The following is an 18,033-nucleotide window of genomic DNA, read 5'->3' as shown; positions in this document are numbered from 1 at the left end:
CATTGTTCGGGGCCGATCAGCGGCGCAGGCTCGGACCGATCGCGGTGCGGGTAATCCACGAGATCGGCTAGAGGAAGATTCGATTACTTCGTGGTAGAGAAATGTGCGGCACGGCAATACATTTCGAGTTATTCTGCGGTTAACGCCGACGAAATGGCCAGTCGTAAACCTTGTTCCTATGCCCCGTCCGGGGCGGTCTTGCTCCCGCACTCGTGGATAGTCTTAGGAGTTCGCATGAAATGGTCGACTCGACCGGCCCTCGTCGCTATCGCGATAATCGGCATCGCCGGATCGACAGCGGGAGTAGTACAGGCTGATCCACCGCCCGGCGTTCCTCGGCACAAAGCGGCCCGGGTCTGCACCGAAGTTCCCGCCCACTTCGCTCGGTGCCACGCCTTGGTCCGGGTCGACGAGGGCGGGATCACGCCCCAGCTCACGGCCGGTCCGGCCGGCTTCGGCCCGAATGACATCCGGGGTGCGTACAACCTGGCATCCGCGAGCGGCAACGGTCGCACCGTGGCGATTATCGATGCCTACGACGACCCGACGGCCGCGGCCGATCTCGCCACCTACCGCTCGCAATTCGGCTTGGCACCGTGCACCACCGCGAGTGGATGCTTCACCAAGGTCGGGCAAACCGGCAGCAGCACCGCGTTGCCGCAGGTCGACGCCGGCTGGGCCCAGGAAATCAGTCTCGACCTGGACATGGTCTCGGCCACCTGCCCGGACTGCAAGATCCTGCTGGTCGAGGCGAAATCCGCGTCGTTCGCCGACCTGGGGACCGCGGTCGACTACGCCGCTTCGGTGCCCGGAGTCGTTGCCATCAGCAACTCCTATGGCGGCAACGATTCCGCGGCGAGGTCGGCGTACAACCACCCCGGCATCGCGATAACGGCGTCGACCGGCGACAGCGGCTACGGCGTCGAATCCCCGGCTTCCTTCGGCACGGTGACGGCCGTCGGCGGGACCAGCCTGGTGAAGAACACGAGTGCCCGGGGCTGGAGCGAATCGGCATGGTCCAGTGCGGGCAGCGGGTGCTCCACGATCAATGCCAAACCCGCCTGGCAGACCGCCGCCACCCGGTGCAGCGGCAAGGCGAACGCGGATGTGTCTGCCGTCGCCGACCCGAATACCGGTGTCGCCGTATACGATTCGACACCCAGTCAAGGCTCGGCCGGATGGATGGTCTTCGGCGGTACGAGCGCGTCGGCCCCGATCATCGCCGCCGTCTACGCCCTGTCCGGCAACACCGCGGGCGTTCCGGCGTCCTACACCTGGGCGCACGCCGCCAACCTCTACGACGTCACCTCCGGCACCAATGGAAACTGCACCACCGCCGTGTGGTGCAAATCCGGTGCGGGCTGGGACGGGCCCACCGGCTTGGGCACCCCCAACGGAACCGGCGCCTTCTGAGTTATCCCGAGTCCGCCACGACATCCGGAGTCGGTCGAGCCACCTGTGTACGCGCGGCTCGACCGACTCTGCTTCGGCGAGCCGCAACGTGTGGGCGGTCGATGCGGCCCAAGGTAATCCGGGAAAACCCCGGATGCTCGGTGACGGTGCGGCCGAATCCTTTGCTGCCAGCGAACCTCTACAACGAATTCATCTACCGCAACGGCAACGTCACCTGCGGGGGCCCGGTGGCGGACTCGTAGGCCTCTCTGTCGTCGTTTCCGCTCTCTCAACCGGCCCAGGTCGTCCCTAACTCTTCCGACATCGCCGAACAAGGACTGGGCAGCCGACTGCCGCGAAAGCGGCTGCTCTACAGGTGTTTTCAATGACGGTCGACCGGCTGTCATCGTCGCCCTGATCGACGACTACGGCGTCGCCTAGCTGGCGGCAGACATCACCGGCACGGTGCTGAGACAGTACCCGTAGGGGTGACGACGGTCGAGTTCGGAACTGTGCGATCACGAGAATCTCGCGCGGGGATGCGGTGTGGGCGTTGGATCTCTCGTCGTTGCCGCGGCGCGGTGCGCACCGTGAGGATCGAAGAACTCGCGAGCGACGCAGGGGCTCGGGGACAACGGCGTGCACCACTGCCTCGGCAGAGCGGGAATGAGCGGGTAATTCGGTAGATCACTCTTCAGCGAAAGGCGCGCAATCGTGACGTCGGCAACGCTCTCCAGATCTGCGTTAGAAACACTGAGACCCATTGTCCAGCAGGGCTTTCTGGTCCGGCCATTCACCCGGCACTGCCAGGTGGTCCAGCACGATGGTGATCACGCCGTCATCGGTGTGTCACCAGGAAACAGCTACTTCTCCGGTCAGCGAATCCGGGATCTCGCCCGGTGGGGACTGGCGCACTTCGATCGAGTCGACATCGTCTATACCGATGTGTATGTGGCCGAGATGTTCGAGGCCCTGGGATATTCCGAGCTCGGTGCTCGGCGCAAGGCAGACAAGAACATCCGTGGTGTGCGCGCCAAAATCATTGCGGCCGTTGACGATGTGGATCCGGCTGGACAGCGGTTGTTCGCCACGGCGATGTCGGAGTTCCGGTCCAACGAGGCGTACCGGGACCTGCACGCGGATCTCATCAGGCGATCGGCCGACGATGAGGAATTCCGCGCGGTGTGTCATGAACTGGTGACGCGGTTCCTGTCCTCGAAAGTGCTGGATGGGCGCGCACCTACCTGCCGCCAGCACGAGGTGTGCCTCGACTACATCCGCGCCGAGGCCCCACTGTTCCTGGACACGCCCGCGATTCTCGGGGTGCCGTCGTCGCTGAACTGCTATCACCAACTGCTGCCCATGGCGGAACTGTTGTATGCGCGCGGTTCCGGACTCCGCGCATCCCGCAACCAGGGTCACGCCATCGTTACTCCCCTCGAAGGACCCACCGCATGACGACCGTCGACACCCTGCTCGATTTCCCGTTCTCCGCCCGCGGCGACCGAATTCCCGAGGAGGTCAACGTCCTTCGGGAAAGCACGCCGGTACGCAAGGTGCGCACCATCGCCGGTGACGAGGCCTGGCTGGTGAGCTCCTACGCCCTGTGCAAACAAGTGTTGGAAGATCGGCGGTTCTCGCTGAAGGACACCTCCGCGCCGGGGGCGCCGCGACAGTACGCCCTCACTATCCCGCCGGAAGTGGTCAACAACATGGGCAACATCACCGGTGCCGGTTTGCGCAAGGCGGTGATGAAGGCTCTGAACCCGAAATCGCCCGGCCTCGAGGAGTTCTTGCGGACCGCGGCTGCGCGGCTGGTCGACGACCTCGTCGCCGAGGGTGCTCCCGCCGACCTGCGCAATGATTTCGCCGACCCGTTCGCGGCCGCACTGCACTGTCATATCCTCGGCATTCCGCAACAGGATGCGGGCAAGCTGATGCGCAGTCTGCACATCGCGTTCATGAATTCCGCGGAGCCCATCGCGGCCGCCGAGCTCAACTGGAATCGGGATATCGAGTACATGGTCGAGCGTCTCGACGACCCGGCCACCTCGGGCCTGATGGCCGAACTCGCGGCACTGCGGGACGATCCGGACTACGCACAGGTTTCGGAGGAGATGCTGGCTACCGTCGGGGTCACCTTGTTCGGCGCCGGCGTGATCTCCACCGGCGGCTTCCTCACCATGGCGCTGGTGTCGCTCATTCAGCATCCGGAGCTGAAGGCTCAGCTGCTGGCAAACCCGGCGCTGATCCCCGCCGGAGTAGAGGAGTTGCTGCGCATCAACCTGTCCATCGGCGATGGGCTGCCGCGGCTGGCGACCGAAGACATCCAGCTCGGGGACGTCCTGGTCAGTAAGGGTGAACTGGTGCTGGTACTGGTGGAAGGCGCCAATTTCGATCCCGCCGCCTTCCCTGCGCCCGAGACGATCGATCTGAATCGCCCCAACGGCAATGCGCACCTGTCCTTCGGCGGCGGTCAGCACTTCTGCCCGGCCACCGCGCTGGGCCGCAGACACGCCCAGATCGGCCTGGAAGTGCTCTTGGACCGCATGCCCGGTCTGGACCTCGCCGTGCCCATCGACCAACTCGTCTGGCGCACCCGCTTCATGAAACGAATCCCGGAGCGCCTACCCGTTTTGTGGTAGTCACCGCCGTTCGATAACCCCCGTCCCAAGCGAAGCGGGGCGGGGGTTACCAGCCGTACTCGAGCGGGGCCGGAGCGGGCAAGCCGAGGTTGCCGCGGTCGAGATCAGGACTTCTGCCGATTCGCCAGGGCCGCAAGGGGTTCGAGACCGGCGAGCACCTCATGGTCGGGTACGCCGAAGTCGACCAAACAGGCGGTCTCGTCGACCCCGACGTCGCGAAGCCTCTCGACCATCGGTGCGACGCTCTGCGGAGTACCGAAAAGAGTGTTGGATCGGTAGTACCGTTCGAACGCGAACGCGAGCACCATCGAGCGATGCCGCGGTGTCAGGTTCGCCAGGTCTTCCGATCCGCGCCGCCAGAGGTCTATCGAGTCCGCCAGGTACTTGGTGAAAGGCCCTTCGACCGTATCGCGCACGTGTTGTTCGGCAGTGCCGAGGAAGGTGTGCAGCATCAGAGTGACGGTGCCGGCAGCAGGGTCGTGACCGTGTTCGGCTCGCGCCTTGCGGTAGGCCGTCAACTTCTCGCCCAACTCATCGGTCCCCTGGAACAGCAGGGCGGTCAAAATATTCACACCCATCGCGCCCGCCATCTGGAAGCGTTCGATACCACCGCTACAGGTCAGCCAGGTCGGCAAGGCGGGTTGTATCGGTGTGGGGAACAAGCCGATCGTGCGCTCTTCGCCGGTCCCGTTGTCGAGAGCGATTTGGTCGCCACGCCACAGGCGCTGCACGATCTGCATGCCGGAGCGGGTCGTTTCCACCCGTCCGGCGTAGTTGTCCGGAGCCAGTACGAAGTCGTCGGGATTCCATCCGGTCGCGAACGCGACGTCCACCCGCCCGCCGGAGAGGTTGTCGATGACGGACCAATCTTCCGCGACCCGAACCGGATGGTGCAGCGGCAATACGACACTGCCCGCCCTGATCCGCAGCCGTGCGGTCGAGGCGGCCAGTGCCGCACCGAGAATCGCGGGATTCGGGTACAGACCGCCGAACCGGTGAAAGTGCCGTTCCGGCAACCAGATCGCGGTAAATCCGTTGGCGTCGGCGAATCGAGCGCTGTCCAGTAGCAGTCGATAGCGTTCGGCGGCGTCGCGCTCCGCATCGCTGGAGAAGAAGAAGAGGCTGAATTCCATTGCTATCGAAATACTCTCGCTCATCGCCACGGCTGTGGCGGCTGCTGTCAGATCCACCTGGGTGCGTTCGGCACCGGGTCGGCACCGGCCGTCAGTGCCGTCCGCGCTACCGGCCACCGCCCGCTGAGCCAGCCGAGCAGGTCGGCCTGCGAGCCGACGACAGTGATCGGACCAGCCTCCGGTGTGCCGACCCGGCGGTTGAATCCGCTGTCGGTCGCTCGCAATCGCATTGCCGGGCAGTCGGACTCGCGGTGCTGCAGGGCGTCGGCGATGTCGTCGAGAATCCAACGGGCCGCGGGCGGCGGAATATCGGTGAACGAGTACCCGGCGTCCAGATCCACGTGATGGATCTCCAGCTCCCGAAGCCGCATGGGGACCAGGGTTTCCGGAGTGCGCAGTTCACCGGTGCGGGGCCGGACGCTACGGTCCCACGCTCGGGGCGGAAGTGTCTGCACCGCCACGGCGAAGCGTTCGGCGCTCTCGGCCAGGTCGGCGAGCAGTTGGGCCACCGTCCGCGCCGCACCGGCCTCGATTTCGGCGGCGCGGGATTCCATACTCGGGTACTGCGGCACCTCGACGCCGGTGCGGGCCCAGCTCAACAGTCGAACGAGGCTGTCGCCCGCCCGGCAGACGTGCGTGACGACATGCCCGCGCGTCCACGGTGGGATCAGCGAAGCGCCGGACACGTCCGCGTCGGTCAGTGTTCGCACGGTCGCGGCGAATCGTCGGGTGGAGGCGGCGATCGGTTCCAGCCATTCGATCCGCTTGTCCGGCGTGGTCATGTTCCGCTGCCCGCCGGTGCACCCATTTCGAGGCGGTCGAGTTCGCCATCGGTCAGGCGTTGCCACATCCGGCGACGGCGCGGCTTGCCGCTGGTGGTGCGCTCGATGATGCCCGAATCCGCGTGGAAGAACCGAATCCGCGCATCATCACCGCCGACGTGAGCGCGCACGACCGTGCCGACGATCTCCATGTCGAGGTCGGCGGTTTCGAGCAGGACGGCGATCTGCGGGCGGCCGTCTACTGTTCCGGCAAGTGCGACAACGCGATTCGACGGTACCCCGGTGGCGTTCACCACCGCCGCTTCCAGGTCCTCGGCGTAGACGGTGGTGGCCCGGATCTTCACCGCGTCACCGATGCGGCCGATCGGATACACCGCCTTGTCCACCAGCACGACGGCATCACCGGTGGCGAGTCCGCCGACAGCGTCTCGGGCGAGATCGGTATCGCCCGCCGCGGTGCGGTATCCCAGAGCGACATTCGGTCCTGTGACGCACAATTCACCGACCTTTTCGCCGGTCCCGGGGGACTCCTCGCTGAGGTGCACGCTGACCGTGCCGACCGGCCGCCCGCAGCCGACGAGCCAGGTCCGGCCGTCGGTGAGCGGCGCGGTCAGGAGATCGAACGGCCCGGTGATCCGCTGGGATCCGGGTTCGACGGTGATCACCTCGACCGGTTCGCGTGGGCCGACACCGCTGACCGCCAGGGTGGCCTCGGCGAGTCCGTAGGCGGGGCAGATCGCGGTGGAGCGGAAGCCGTAGGGGCCGAATTCGGTGGCGAACCTGCGCAGCACGGCGGGGTCGATTCGCTCGGCGCCGACCACCAGGGCGTGCCAGCGGCCGAAGTTCATCTCCGCCAATGCCGCTCCGTCGACCTTGGCCAGCAGGTAGGACAGCGCGAAGTTCGGTGCGGCGCCGATTGTCGCCGTCCGGGTTCCGAAGCAGGACAACCACTTTTGTGGTTCCTGGAGGAATTCCATCGGCGCCATGGCATCGATCTCCAGTCCCGCCACCGTCGGCGCGAGCAGGCAGCCGATCAGCCCCATGTCGTGATAGGCGGGCAGCCAGGTGGCGATGTGATCGTCCGGACCTACCGACAGCCATGCGAAGATGTCGGCGATATTCGCCTGCAGACTCGCGAGCGGCACCCGGACGGCCTTCGGGGTTCCGCTACTGCCGGAGGTGAATTGGAGTAGACCGATGTCGGTAGGCGCGCACTGCGGAAAATTCGTGGTGCGTACCGGCCCGATTCGGTGGTCGAGTCGCGGGATGTTACCCAGCACCGGCTCGAGCAGGGACTCGTATCGGGCGGGTGCGTAGACGGTCGCGGGCCGTGCCACCCCGAGCAGTCGGATGAGCTGGCGGCGGTAGGAATCGGCCCCCTGCAATGGAAATGGCGGTGCGATGGGGTTCGGCGCTGCCCCCGCCAGCAGGACGGCGAAGAAGGCGGCGACGAAGTCGTCGACCTTCGGCTCGATGATCGACACCACGTCGCCGCGCCCGATGCCGGAGTCGAGCAACCGTTCGGCCAGCGCCCGGGCTCGATCGCGCAGCTCGTCGTAGGTCGTCAGCTGCCAACCGTCGGCGACCGCACGGTGGATTCCCCGCGTGGTGGACGGCTGATCGGTCCAGGTGAAGAAGTCGGTGATCACAACGCCACCTCGGCCACGAGCGGGTCGGCATCCATCGACTCCACTCGCACTGGATGGTCGACGCCATGCAGTTCCCGGTAGCGGGCCACTGCGTCGACGCAGCCCTGGCGGAAGGAATTCACCAGTGACCGTACGGTTTCGGGCTCCAAACCGGTCGCCGTCAACCGCTTGTCGAGCGACGCGATCGCGAACTGCCACTGCTCGCCGATCCGCCGGGGCCGGTCGGTCAGCGACTGCACCAGCCGTGGGGTGGTGTCGCGGTACTCGGGGGCGACCATCGTGAACGCAGCCGCGGGAACGTGCCGCCGGACCGCGTGGACGATCAGCTCTCGGTGCCCCGCCCGAATTCCGTCGCGCAACGCCAGCACACCGAAGTTGACGTGCCGCGATTCGTCACGCGCGACATTGGTGAGCCCCTCGCGCAGTGCGGCGAAACCGCCGTGCTCGCGGATGGTGCGCAGCAGACTGTGCAGGCCGGTCATCGCGACCGTCCCCTCGATCAGCAAGTGGTAGACCACGATTGCTTCGTACCAGCGTGCGAGATCGTCGGGGTCGGCCCGCACCTGGTCGGTGATCGTGCGCAGCGACTGCTCGAAAAGGTCTCCGACACTGACTGTTTCGTCGCCTTCGCGGTCGATTACCGACGGTGCGATACCGACGGCCCGCAGGCTGTCGACGTAGGTCCGGAAGAACAGGGCGTGCCGGGCCTCGTCGGCGATCTGGGTGGACAGGTAGATCTGGTAGTCCTCCGTCGGCGCCGCATGCGCGATCGGCGCGAGGGTCTGGGTCACCGCCAGCTCGCCCGCGGCGAAGCGAAAGACGGTATGCAGCAACTCTTCCCGGAGGAAACCGGGCAGGGCTGCCCAATCGGGACGGTCTTGTGCGATGGTCAGCGAGCTGATCTGCCAGTGCTGGGATTCCCATCGGTAGTACAGGTCCAGCGGTGCGACCCGTCCGCTGATGTCGCGGTCCGCTGCCAGCAGCGCCTGGGTCCCGTCCTCGGCGGCGGCCTCCGGTGCGCTCACACCGGTTCCGATTCCGCGGCGGGCAGCCGCCCGACGGTGAGTTCGATGACATCGGCCACGGTCACGATCTGGGCGGCGGCCGAGGGGTCGAGGTCGGGCAGGCTGAACTCCGCCTCCAGTGCGATGGCCAGTTCGAGCAGGATGAGGGAATTGAAACCCAGATCCTCGACCAGTCTGCTGTTCGGCTCGATCGAAATATCGGCCTTGGGTGCCAACCCGGCGATGATCCTGCCGATCTGTTCTTCGATACTCGATGTCATTCCGTCACCTTTGTTTCCGTGCTCGATAGCTGCGCGAAGAATTTCGTGAGTGTGCCCGGCTCCCCATGGACTCGGGTTCCGGATTCGGCCAGCAGCTCGGCGGCCCGCTCGGGCCGCTCGAGCATGGCCAGCCAGGTGTTGAAGTCCAGCGGATGAATTTCGATATCGACGGTCGACTCCGCATCGGTCGCGGGATCGATATTCAGTTCGGGACCGTTCAGACGAAAGACCCATTGGGCGGGTTGGAGATTCGCGAACTCGACCCTGGCTGTCAGCGAGTCGCTGTCGGCGGTACCGCGGTAGTTTTCCCGCAATGAGCGCACGTGCCAGCCGAAGAAGGTGGACAGATCGCCGTTGGAGAAATCCATTCCGCTGAAGCTCTTGCCGCCCTTGTCCAGTTGGCTCATCCAGACCTCGGACCGGACCGCGATGTAGAGGCCGGATCCCTCGAAGCACGCTTCGCCGGATTCGTTGTCCAGCGCGCGCATCGTCACGGTGAGCTTGCGCCCGCGCTGTTCGGTCACCTCGGCCTCCAGGGTGAGGGGGCGGCCGAGGAGCACCGGTTTGCGGTACTGGATCGACATGGTGGCCGTCATCGCCGGAACGCCGGCGACCGAGGAGGCCAGCAGCGCCTGGATCTCGTCGACGGCCGCGGCGAGGTATCCGCCGTGCACCAGGCCGGGTCCGCCTTCGGCGGTTTCCGGGGGCAGCCAATCCGCGGTTATCCGATTGCCGTCGCGCACCGCGTGTATCCGCATGGAGGCGGGGTTGTTCGACCCACATCCGAAACAGCGGGGGTAGTGGTCGACGATGGTGGTATCGCCTGCGATCGAGTTCGACAAGACAGGGTGTCCTCTCTGAGTGGTGGTCGAGTCAGCGGAATTTCCGCACGAAGCGCTGCACTTGAGATCGGTACGCGTGCTCCCAATACAGCGAGAAATGGTCACCGGACCGCGAGGAGATCAAGGTGGCGTCGGGCAGCGCCGCGGCGATGCGGTGGGACGAGGGCGCACCAGTTGTCGAATCGTTCGCGCTGGTCAACACGAGGGTTGGTGTCCGTGGCAAGCGGGCCATATCGGGTGGTGCTTCCATATGCGCGGTTGTCAGGCGAGCGAACTGGTGCAGCGCCTCAGCGGACTTGTAAGGAAGGGAAGCCAATTGCTTGATTTGCTCCGCGGCTGCCTGGGCTTGCGGGGTGGCGGAGGTGCCCACGCCCGCTTGCGCCTCGTTCGCGCCCACCCAGGCCGCGCCGGTCGAGAAGATCGTGCGGTGGAATGCCGCCGCGTACCGGCGATCACCCGCGACCCGCGGCATCATGCGCACCATGTTCGCTTCGAACGGGGTGTAGTCGGCCGGGTTCAGGTAGTACCCCCCGTTCATCAGGACCAGCGCGGGAATGGATCCCGGCCAACGAACTGTCAACCACAGCGCCAGGTTCGCACCCAGGCACCAGCCCGCGACGATCGCGCGCGATACCCGGAAGTGGGCCAGGACATCCATGGCGTCTGCTACCTGCCGCTCCAGTGTCGCGCCGAACGGTCCCACCGGGCTCGGTAGCAGACGGGACTCCCAGGTGATCACCGAATGGGTCGCGAGCAACTGATCCGACAACGGGCGCAGGAACTCCACCGGCATCCCGACGGCATTGCACAACAGGACAGTTGGGCGGTCCGGGTCGCGGGCCGAGTACACCGTCAGCGGGGCGCCATCGGATGCCCGCAGTGTCTCCGTGGTCCACGGCGTGGCGCTCACGCGTGGGTGCTCTCTGCGCCGGTGCTGCCCGCGCTGAGCAGTCCACGGTCCACCTTGCCGTTGCCGGTGATCGGCAGGCTGTCGACGATGCTGATACGACTCGGAACCATGTACTCGGGCAGGGTCGCGGCACAGAAATCGCGCAGTCCCACCGGGTCCGCCGTCGCCCCGGAGGCGAGAATGACGAAAGCGGCCAATGCCGCATCGCCCGTGCCGGTTTCATCGGGTACCACGACGGCGGTGGTGACGGCCGGGAATTCCAGTAGCCGGTGCTCCACCTCAGTGAGTTCGACGCGGTTCCCGTTGATCTGCACCTGCGCGTCGGTGCGGCCGCACAGGTACAGCTCGCCGTCCTCGCCGCGATAGCCCAGATCGCCGGTGCGCAGCAGCTGCGCGCCGGACTCCGGGGCCAGCGGGTCGGCGACCAGGGCCGCCCGCGTGCCCTCGGGATCGGCCCAATACCCGGTGAACAGGGCGGGGGTCCGGAGGAGCAGTTCGCCGCGCGTCCCGGTCCCGTCGATGATCGCACCGTTCTCGTCGGCGAGGAGTAACTCGGCTCCCGGGTGGGCGGGGCCGATCGGGATGTGTGCGACGTGCCGCGGCAGGGGATCGGGCACCTCATAGAACGAACACGCCATCGATTCGGTGCTGCCATAACAGTTCACGATCCGCAGCCCCGCCCGGAGTTCGCGAAGCCTGCGCAGCTCCGGAACGGGAAATTCCTCGCCGCAGTACAGAATCGCGCGGAGCCGCGCCAGGGCGGCGACACGGTCGGGTTCATGGCGCAGTACCGGCCGCCAGATGGACGGCACCCCGCTCACCTGAGTGGCCTCGGTGTCGGCGAGGACGCGCAGGAAGTGGCGCGGCCAGCGCACGAACCGCTGCGGAATCGGCACGATCGCCGCGCCGCTGCCGAGGGCCAGACCGATATTGAGCAGGGCGAAGTCGAAGTGCAGTGGCGGCGTGCTGGCGATGCGGTCGGTCGGTTGGGCGAGACCCTGGCTGAACATGCCGTGGTAGAAGGAGGTTACGGCGCGGTGGCTCATCACCACGCCCTTGGGTTTACCGGTCGTTCCCGAGGTGAAGATGATGTAGGCGGCATCGGTCGTGCAGTGCGCACGACGGAGCCGGACTCCCGGCTCCGGCGCGCTGTCCACACTGAATCCGCTTGTCGGACCGAACCGTACGACGCCGGTGCCGTCGGGGTAGTCGATGTCGACGCGCGGCACGGCCGCGATCTCCTCGGCCCGGACATGGAGAGCCGGGCGCGTGCTGGACAGGACCATCTGCAGCCGCCCCGACGGTAGCGCCGGACTCACCGGAACGAAGGTGAGTCCGGCCTTGGAGCAGCCGAGAAACATGGCGATGGCGTGTGCGGCGGCGTCGGCTTCCAGCACGACGCGCGCGCCGATCTCCAGCCCGAGGGCTTCGAGCTGCCGTGCGTAAGAGTTCGAAAGTGCTTCGATCTCAGCGAATGTCGTGGTTTCCAGCAGACCGGCAGCGGGCGACTCGATAACGGCCGGTGCGTCCGGTGTTCTCCTCGCCCAGGCAAGCAGGGCATCGTGCAGGAAAAACTGTTGAGTGGCAGGCGAATTGAAATCCAATTGATGATCTGTCATGATTTTCCCCCGCGCCCTCGGCAGGGGAGGGCGGTTGAGTCGAGCGTCGATGCCCAACCTAGGTGCGGGACTCGGACGTTGTGAATCATGCTTTCGCACAATGGGTTACAGCTATCCCGTCGACTAACTGTGGCTTTCTACAGTGGATCGAAACCACCAGGGCATGAGTAGGCTGTCGGTGCTCGGGTAACGTCGGGGCCCGCCCCTGACGGATAACCATTTGTCGAAATTCTGCGAGTTCCTTAGGGGGGAACCAGCATTCATCCGGGCATTCATCGCCCGGCGACGTTGTCTCCTGGCGTTCGAGACCAACGCTCTTAGTACGAAATGTGGTCCTCATGTGGATTCTGGGTGTCAATGCACCACCGGCAGGCTGGCACGACAGCGCCGCCTGCCTCATCGATGGTGACGGCAATGTGGTCGCCTTCTCCGAAGAGGAGCGTTGCAATCGGCACCGCCATTCGCTGTACCGTAAACCTCTCGGCGCCGCGCGATTCTGCCTCGACCAGGCGGGAATTCGGCCCGCCGATATCGACGTGGTCGCCATCGGATGGGACGTCGAGCAGCTCTACCCCGGACAATTCGGCTCTGATTCGGCGGCCCTCTCGTACGCGGTCGGCCTGGACTTCGCTGCCCGGACCCCGGAGGTGGTGCACGTTCCGCATCATCGGGCCCACGCGGCTTCCGCCTTCTACGCTTCGCCTTTCGCGAAGGCCGGGGTCCTGGTCGTCGACGGACACGGTGAGAACGAATCGTCGACCATGTGGACCTTCGAGGACGGTCGCGAGCCCAAGCTGGAGCGCAGCTGGCATCGCAGCGCCTCGCTGGGCTATGCCTACGACGCGGCATCGGTATGGCTGGGCTTCTCGTTCCTGAACGCGGGCAAGACCATGGGCCTGGCGGCCTATGGACGCGCCCGCGAACTCCAGGTGGAATCCCTGGTTTCGGTCGAGGGCGATGACTTTCGATTGGCCGTCGCTCCGCACGGCATCGGACCCGAACGCGCCACCGCGGCGCAGATCAAAGAACAGTACGACGACGTGACGGCGCGGTGGCGGACGCTGTATTCGACGATCGTCGGTGTCGACAAGCCGAGCCGACCCGAGGGCGATCTGGCCGCCGACCCGAAGGCCGTCGAAGTCGCCTACCTGGCGCAGCGGATCGTCGAGGAGACCGTCGCTCACCTGACGTCGCTGACCCGCAAGGTGTCCGGTGTCGACGAAGTGTGCCTGGCGGGCGGTGTGGCACTGAACTGTTCGACCAACGGCACCCTGCCCGGCCCGGTGTATGTGCCGCCGGTTCCGCACGATGCGGGGGTGGCACTGGGCGCCGCGTGGACAGTGTGTCCGCCGCGCCGCCACGTCGAGCCGCTGAATCCGTACCTGGGCAGCGACCTTCACGGTCCGGGCTACCCGGTGCCCGACACCGCGGGACTGGTCGGGTCCGATCTGGATACCGATCGGCTGACCGAACTGCTGTTGGCGGGACAGGTAGGCGCGGTCGCGCAGGGCCGGTCCGAGGTGGGACCGCGGGCCCTGTGCCGCCGATCCATCATCGCCGTGCCGAATTCGGCTGCGGTGCGGACGCGGGTGAACGTGATCAAGAATCGCGAACAGTGGCGACCCTTCGCCGGTGTGGCGCGCCCGGAGTTCGCCGCACGGCTGTGGGAACAGCAGGATCTGTTGAGCCGGTACATGCTCGGCGCGGCCGAGGTCACCGACTTCGGTGCCCGCACCGCGCCCGCGGTTGTCCATGCCGACGGCACCACCCGCCCGCAGCTGTTGCACGGGGACGAGGCGCCCGCGGTCGGCGCCGTTCTCGATGCCATGCCGCGGCACGGCGCGGCCCCGGTGCTGCTGAACACGTCGTTCAACGACCGGGGGCAGCCCATCGTGAATACCGCGGCCGAGGCGGTGGCCGCCTTCCGCTCGATGGACCTGGATTTCCTGGTCCTGGGCGACCGGCTATACCAGAAGAGTTCGGCGAGGCAGTCGCGGTGACCATCCAACTCGAGCTGCCCACCGAAAGGTTCCGGGCCTACGGACCACGCCATATCGACTCCATCGCTACGCGATTCGGCCTTTCCGACGAGATGCGGGAGACGATCCGCCGCGTCTCGCTGGTCCTGCCCTTCCGGGTGAACGAGTACGTGCTCACCGAACTGATCGATTGGGACCGGATCCCCGATGATCCGATATTTCAGCTGACCTTCCCGCAGCACGGGATGCTCACGGCCGCCGATGACCGGCAACTGGCCGAGCTCTCGGCGGATCCGGCGAATGCTTTGCGGCTCAAAGCAACCGTGCGCGACATCAGGCACCGGCTGAACCCCCATCCGTCCGGGCAGATGCACCTCAATGTGCCCAGCCGGGGCGGGCGGCCGATGCCGGGTATCCAGCACAAGTACCGGGAGACGGTGCTGTATTTTCCCGGCCAGGGACAGACCTGCCACGCCTACTGCACCTACTGCTTTCGCTGGGCGCAGTTCGTCGGCGATCCCGAACTACGTTTCGCCGCAACCGATCCAGCGCAACTGGTCGACTATCTGGGCGAGCATCCCGAAGTCAGCGACGTCCTGGTGACCGGCGGCGATCCGATGATCATGTCCACCGAACGGCTGCGGGCGCATCTCGAGCCGCTACTGCGGGTGCCGACCGTGCGCACGATTCGGATCGGCACCAAGTCGCCGGCCTACTGGCCGCAGCGCTTCGTCACCGACCCGGACGCCGACGACGTCCTGCGATTGTTCGAGCAGGTGGTCGACGGCGGTCGACAGCTGGCGGTGATGGCCCATTTCAGCCATCCGCGCGAACTGGATTCCGACCGGACCCGAACGGCGCTGCGGCGTATCCGCGGCACCGGGGCGGTGATCTATTGCCAGGCGCCGCTGATCGCGCATGTCAACGACGACGCCGCGACCTGGGCGCAATTGTGGCGCGCGGAACTGGCGCAGGGCGCGGTGCCGTATTACCTGTTCGTGGAACGGGATACGGGCCCGCACAACTATTTCAAGGTGCCGCTGGCGCGGGCCGTCGCGATCTTCGCCGAGGCGTACCGCTCGCTACCCGGTCTGGCCCGGACCGTTCGCGGTCCGGTGATGTCGGCGACGCCGGGCAAGGTGGTGGTGGACGGTGTGGAGACGACTGCCGACGGCCGCCATTTCCGGCTCCGGATGCTGCAGGCGCGCGATCCCGCACTGGTCGGCCGTCCGTTCCGGGCCTGCTTCTCCGACGACGTCGGCTGGCTCGATGAACTGGAACTGGCCGCGGATACCCCACGGGATCTGGCGGAGGCGATTCGCGGTGAATAGTGCAGGACTGTCACCGAACCTGGCGTTGAACCAACTCGTGGAGCAACGCCGGGCGGCGGGAGAATCGTTGGTGCACCTGGCTTTCGGTGAGGCGCGCTTGCCGTTGCTGCCCGAGCTGGCCGAACAGCTCGCGATCGGGGCGGCCCGCACCTCCTACGGTCCGGTGGCCGGGTCGGCCCAGGTGCGTGCCGCGGTGGCGGGGTATTTCGGCCGCCGCCGCCTGCCGACCGATCCGGACCAGATCGTGCTGGCCCCCGGGAGCAAGGCCCTGCTCATGGCGATCCAGCTGGCGATTCCGGGAGACGTGGTGCTGCCGCGCCCGGCGTGGAACACCTACCTTCCGCAGGTGAACTACGCGGGCAAGCGCGGCTTCGGCATGCCCGTCCCCGCCCAGTGCGGTGGGGTACCCGATCCGGAGGCGTTGCGGGACACCCTCATCCGGGCTCGACGCGAAGGCGGCACACCCCGGCTGCTGATCTTGACCCTGCCGGACAATCCGACCGGCACCCTGGCCCCGCCCGAGCTGATCCGGCAGCTGTGCGCGCTGGCCCGCGCGGAGGATCTGCTGATCGTTTCCGACGAGATCTACCGCGATATCGTCCACGACCCCGCCGCCACGCCGTTTCTGAGTCCGGCCGAGGTGGCTCCGGAGCGCACCATCGTCGTCAGCGGCCTGTCGAAGTCGCTGGGACTGGGTGGCTGGCGCATCGGTGTGGCGCGCTTCCCGCACGGCGATTCCGGCGATCGGCTGCGGAATCCGGTGCTTGCCGCGGCCAGTGAGCTGTGGTCGGCACTGGCCGCCCCGATGCAGCAGGTCGCCGCCTACGCGTATGCCGAACCACCGGAGATCACCGAACGCCTGCTCGATGCGGCTCGCCTGCATGGGCAGGTTGCCCGCGCGGTGCACCGGATCGCCGTCGAGGCCGGCGCGCGATGCCGACCGCCGACAGCCGGTTTCTACGTCTATCCGGACCTGGATCCGCTGCGCCCGCGGCTGGCCGAGCGGGGCATCACCGATTCGGCCTCGCTGGCCGAAGCGCTGCTGCGCGAATCCGGGGTCGTGGTCCTGGCCGGTCACCTGCTCGGGGACGACCCTGGTGCGTTGCGGTTCAAAGCCGCCACGAGCTTGCTCTACGGCGATGAACAACAGCAATCGGCGGCACTGGCCGCTGCTGATCCGGTGGCACTACCTCAGATCCGGGCGAACCTCGCGCAGATTGCGCACGGCTTGGCCCGGCTCACCGATCAGCGATCCATAGCTGCCGAAGCGAAAACCGGAGTGACACGATGAAGCACCCAATCCTCGGTCCGGCGGTGGTCGATCGGTGGAGTTCGTCCGCCGCGTTGCTCGAGATCGCCTGCGTCGGTGCGCAATCGGCAGAACCGGCAGTCGATCCTGGCTTGCTGGACTGCATTCAGGTCAACCTCGCCGTCCTGGCGGATGCTGCGCACGGCGCGGGTACTCACCTGTGGCTGGGGGAGCAGGTGGTCTTCAGGGCGTGGCCGGGTGAAGCGAATCTCCCCACCGTGGATCCGCCGCTGGACGAGCAGTTGCGCGCTGCGCGGGCGATCGGGTTGACGGTCGTCCAGCGGCAGGGGGGCACCGGTGCCGATATCGCGAATTCCGGTATGGCGCAGGGCGTTCGGTACGTCGTTGCCGACGCCTTCGAACTGCCGTGGCTGCCTTATCACCGAAATGCGCATATGCCGCACAGCTTTCTGCTGACCAGAGAGGGCGACCGCTGGTATGTGGTGGACGCCTATCAGAACGAAACACGCTGGGGCGCTGCCGCGCCCGGACGTTGGGAGTTGGGTGAGCAGGAGCTGCAAGGGATTTCCCGTGCGGAGGTCTTCGAGCTCGCTCCGGCCGATCCCGATCCGACACGGCACGACGGCTCAGCTACCCCGGTCGACGGCTATCTCGCCGCTTATCGGGACTGCCCCGATCGGGTCCGAGCACTGGAGCGGCTCACTGCCGAAACCTGGCTGCTGGCGCGCGCCCGGAAGCTGCACGCCCGATTCCGGCAGCGGACATTCGGACCGCCCGAGCCGGCCGCCGAGCACCTGCGCAGCTGGGACCACGTGGTCGAACAGACCTACCTGGCGTTCCGGCGAGTGAGCCGCGGGCATCCCGAGCCACCGGGCGTGCTGGATCGATTGGCGGCCGTACTCGCCGACGACACAACGGTATTCGCGCCACCGCCGGACGCGGTGCGCTCCCGCATCGCGGACCTCGTCGGCGCCGTTCTCGGCGTGCCAACGTCCGGACTGGTCGACGGCACCGCCTTCGATGCCTACCCCACCTTCGGATCCTTCCGGTTGGTGGAAATCATCGAGAGTATCGAAGACGAGTTCGCGGTCGAAATCCCCGCCGAGCTCCTGGTGCCGGAGAAGCTGCGCACCGTCGACGACCTGCGTGACTGTGTGCGGGCCGCGACTCCGCGCTAGGCGGCCGGTATGCCACAC

16 protein-coding genes are annotated in these 18,033 nt (G+C 66.6%); 8 read left to right on the top strand and 8 right to left on the bottom strand.

Features of this window, described 5'->3' with window-relative positions; genetic code table 11:
- Window positions 1-234: 234 nt before the first annotated feature.
- The 4 genes from ACFK0J_RS22885 (at window position 235) to ACFK0J_RS22870 (ending at window position 4,037) form a co-directional block, all read left to right on the top strand.
- Entirely contained in the window at window positions 235-1,413 is a 1,179-nt protein-coding gene (locus tag ACFK0J_RS22885) for a hypothetical protein (RefSeq protein WP_378730490.1), read from the top strand.
- A 101-nt stretch (window positions 1,414-1,514) separates the two neighbouring features.
- Entirely contained in the window at window positions 1,515-1,655 is a 141-nt protein-coding gene (locus ACFK0J_RS22880) for a hypothetical protein (RefSeq protein ID WP_378730488.1), read from the top strand.
- Window positions 1,656-2,106: 451 nt separating this feature from the next.
- Window positions 2,107-2,850, top strand: coding sequence for a tRNA-dependent cyclodipeptide synthase (locus tag ACFK0J_RS22875; RefSeq protein ID WP_378730486.1), 744 nt, complete (start codon window positions 2,107-2,109; stop codon window positions 2,848-2,850).
- Window positions 2,847-4,037, top strand: coding sequence for a cytochrome P450 (locus ACFK0J_RS22870; RefSeq protein ID WP_378730484.1), 1,191 nt, complete (start codon window positions 2,847-2,849; stop codon window positions 4,035-4,037). The genes ACFK0J_RS22875 and ACFK0J_RS22870 overlap by 4 nt, the downstream gene beginning before the upstream one ends.
- Window positions 4,038-4,141: 104 nt before the next feature.
- Here the strand turns inward: ACFK0J_RS22870 and ACFK0J_RS22865 are convergent, their stop codons facing one another.
- Genes ACFK0J_RS22865 through ACFK0J_RS22830 form a run of 8 tightly spaced genes read right to left on the bottom strand, consistent with a single transcriptional unit; the run spans window position 4,142 to window position 12,257 of the window.
- Window positions 4,142-5,194 (bottom strand): MupA/Atu3671 family FMN-dependent luciferase-like monooxygenase, encoded by a 1,053-nt coding sequence (locus ACFK0J_RS22865; RefSeq protein ID WP_378730482.1) that lies wholly within the window; start codon window positions 5,192-5,194, stop codon window positions 4,142-4,144.
- Between the two features lie 23 nt (window positions 5,195-5,217).
- Window positions 5,218-5,952 carry a maleylpyruvate isomerase family mycothiol-dependent enzyme gene (locus tag ACFK0J_RS22860; RefSeq protein ID WP_378730480.1) on the bottom strand — a complete coding sequence of 245 codons (735 nt, stop codon included), beginning with the start codon at window positions 5,950-5,952 and terminating at the stop codon, window positions 5,218-5,220.
- Window positions 5,949-7,601, bottom strand: coding sequence for an AMP-binding protein (locus ACFK0J_RS22855; RefSeq protein WP_378730478.1), 1,653 nt, complete (start codon window positions 7,599-7,601; stop codon window positions 5,949-5,951). The genes ACFK0J_RS22860 and ACFK0J_RS22855 overlap by 4 nt, the downstream gene beginning before the upstream one ends.
- Window positions 7,598-8,626, bottom strand: coding sequence for a ribonucleotide-diphosphate reductase subunit beta (locus ACFK0J_RS22850; protein WP_378730476.1), 1,029 nt, complete (start codon window positions 8,624-8,626; stop codon window positions 7,598-7,600). The genes ACFK0J_RS22855 and ACFK0J_RS22850 overlap by 4 nt, the downstream gene beginning before the upstream one ends.
- Window positions 8,623-8,886: a phosphopantetheine-binding protein gene (locus ACFK0J_RS22845; RefSeq protein ID WP_378730474.1), complete on the bottom strand. Its 264-nt coding sequence runs from the start codon at window positions 8,884-8,886 to the stop codon at window positions 8,623-8,625. Before ACFK0J_RS22845 ends, ACFK0J_RS22850 begins: the two co-directional genes overlap by 4 nt.
- Window positions 8,883-9,728 (bottom strand): PaaI family thioesterase, encoded by an 846-nt coding sequence (locus ACFK0J_RS22840; protein WP_378730472.1) that lies wholly within the window; start codon window positions 9,726-9,728, stop codon window positions 8,883-8,885. The genes ACFK0J_RS22845 and ACFK0J_RS22840 overlap by 4 nt, the downstream gene beginning before the upstream one ends.
- A 31-nt stretch (window positions 9,729-9,759) precedes the next feature.
- Window positions 9,760-10,638 (bottom strand): alpha/beta fold hydrolase, encoded by an 879-nt coding sequence (locus ACFK0J_RS22835; protein ID WP_378730470.1) that lies wholly within the window; start codon window positions 10,636-10,638, stop codon window positions 9,760-9,762.
- The gene (locus tag ACFK0J_RS22830; protein ID WP_378730467.1) at window positions 10,635-12,257 is read right to left on the bottom strand and encodes an AMP-binding protein; all 1,623 of its coding nucleotides are present in this window, start codon (window positions 12,255-12,257) and stop codon (window positions 10,635-10,637) included. Before ACFK0J_RS22830 ends, ACFK0J_RS22835 begins: the two co-directional genes overlap by 4 nt.
- A 338-nt stretch (window positions 12,258-12,595) precedes the next feature.
- On the opposite strand from ACFK0J_RS22830, the gene ACFK0J_RS22825 reads away from it, so the two are divergent.
- The 4 genes from ACFK0J_RS22825 to ACFK0J_RS22810 are packed head-to-tail and all read left to right on the top strand — an operon-like array spanning window position 12,596 to window position 18,015.
- Window positions 12,596-14,257, top strand: coding sequence for a carbamoyltransferase C-terminal domain-containing protein (locus ACFK0J_RS22825; RefSeq protein ID WP_378730464.1), 1,662 nt, complete (start codon window positions 12,596-12,598; stop codon window positions 14,255-14,257).
- On the top strand, window positions 14,254-15,567 hold the full coding sequence (locus ACFK0J_RS22820; protein ID WP_378730461.1) for a KamA family radical SAM protein: 1,314 nt from the start codon (window positions 14,254-14,256) through the stop codon (window positions 15,565-15,567). Before ACFK0J_RS22825 ends, ACFK0J_RS22820 begins: the two co-directional genes overlap by 4 nt.
- Window positions 15,560-16,858, top strand: a complete 1,299-nt coding sequence (locus tag ACFK0J_RS22815; protein WP_378730458.1) for a pyridoxal phosphate-dependent aminotransferase — start codon at window positions 15,560-15,562, stop codon at window positions 16,856-16,858. The genes ACFK0J_RS22820 and ACFK0J_RS22815 overlap by 8 nt, the downstream gene beginning before the upstream one ends.
- Entirely contained in the window at window positions 16,855-18,015 is a 1,161-nt protein-coding gene (locus tag ACFK0J_RS22810; protein ID WP_378730456.1) for an acyl carrier protein, read from the top strand. Before ACFK0J_RS22815 ends, ACFK0J_RS22810 begins: the two co-directional genes overlap by 4 nt.
- Window positions 18,016-18,033 lie beyond the last annotated feature (18 nt).

Source organism: Nocardia brasiliensis (assembly GCF_042691675.1).
Taxonomy (GTDB): Bacteria; Actinomycetota; Actinomycetes; order Mycobacteriales; family Mycobacteriaceae; genus Nocardia; species Nocardia brasiliensis_D.
The sequence above is the reverse complement of the archived record's forward strand: the minus strand, read 5'-3'. Positions and strand labels throughout refer to the sequence as shown.

What these genes read in the sequence shown, in the direction of transcription:
- ACFK0J_RS22825 (WP_378730464.1), top strand. Translation starts at nt 12,596, where the DNA reads ATGTGGATTCTGGGTGTCAATGCACCACCGGCAGGCTGGCACGACAGC.
- ACFK0J_RS22880 (WP_378730488.1), top strand. Translation starts at nt 1,515, where the DNA reads ATGCGGCCCAAGGTAATCCGGGAAAACCCCGGATGCTCGGTGACGGTG.
- ACFK0J_RS22810 (WP_378730456.1), top strand. Translation starts at nt 16,855, where the DNA reads ATGAAGCACCCAATCCTCGGTCCGGCGGTGGTCGATCGGTGGAGTTCG.
- ACFK0J_RS22860 (WP_378730480.1), bottom strand. Translation starts at nt 5,952, where the DNA reads ATGACCACGCCGGACAAGCGGATCGAATGGCTGGAACCGATCGCCGCC.
- ACFK0J_RS22830 (WP_378730467.1), bottom strand. Translation starts at nt 12,257, where the DNA reads ATGACAGATCATCAATTGGATTTCAATTCGCCTGCCACTCAACAGTTT.
- ACFK0J_RS22870 (WP_378730484.1), top strand. Translation starts at nt 2,847, where the DNA reads ATGACGACCGTCGACACCCTGCTCGATTTCCCGTTCTCCGCCCGCGGC.
- ACFK0J_RS22845 (WP_378730474.1), bottom strand. Translation starts at nt 8,886, where the DNA reads ATGACATCGAGTATCGAAGAACAGATCGGCAGGATCATCGCCGGGTTG.
- ACFK0J_RS22885 (WP_378730490.1), top strand. Translation starts at nt 235, where the DNA reads ATGAAATGGTCGACTCGACCGGCCCTCGTCGCTATCGCGATAATCGGC.
- ACFK0J_RS22865 (WP_378730482.1), bottom strand. Translation starts at nt 5,194, where the DNA reads ATGAGCGAGAGTATTTCGATAGCAATGGAATTCAGCCTCTTCTTCTTC.